Origin of the sequence: Streptococcus sp. CCH8-C6 (assembly GCF_001557225.1) — a bacterium.
GTDB lineage: Bacteria > Bacillota > Bacilli > Lactobacillales > Streptococcaceae > Streptococcus > Streptococcus sanguinis_C.
The window spans coordinates 1-394 of the sequence record NZ_LSJN01000009.1 but is presented as its reverse complement, the minus strand read 5'-3'; the positions used below and the strand labels follow the sequence as shown (position 1 = coordinate 394).

Sequence of the window (394 nt, the reverse complement as noted above, 5' to 3'; positions counted from 1 at the left end):
CCTTGAGGACCTGTGCTCGTTGCATTGGTACCTGTAGGAACCACTTCTTTCACTACCGCTTGGTACTTGACAGTTACTGGAGTGCCATTGGCATCCACACGAGTTAATTCGAGTTCTGGTGTTTCACCCTTGAATTGTTTATCCGGAGTGAAAGTTACCTTGCCGTCCGCATCTACTTCAAACTTACCAACATTTGGTACTTCTTTCACTGCGGTACCATTATCGAATAATGGAGTTGAACCTGCTGGGAATGGAACAGAGTCATGGCCTGGGGTGAAGCTTACTTTACCTTCTTGCACTTGACCCTGCAGACCTTCTGTCTTATCACCAGTACCAGTTGGAGTCACCTTAGTAAACTCTGGGCTGTAAGTCGCCGTAACTGGTGTGCCATTCT

General features: G+C 47.2%; 1 protein-coding gene. It reads right to left on the bottom strand.

Annotation, left to right across the window (positions count from 1 at the left end):
* On the bottom strand, positions 1 to 394 hold a 394-nt coding region (locus tag AX677_RS00775), incomplete at both ends, for a hypothetical protein (protein ID WP_156445970.1).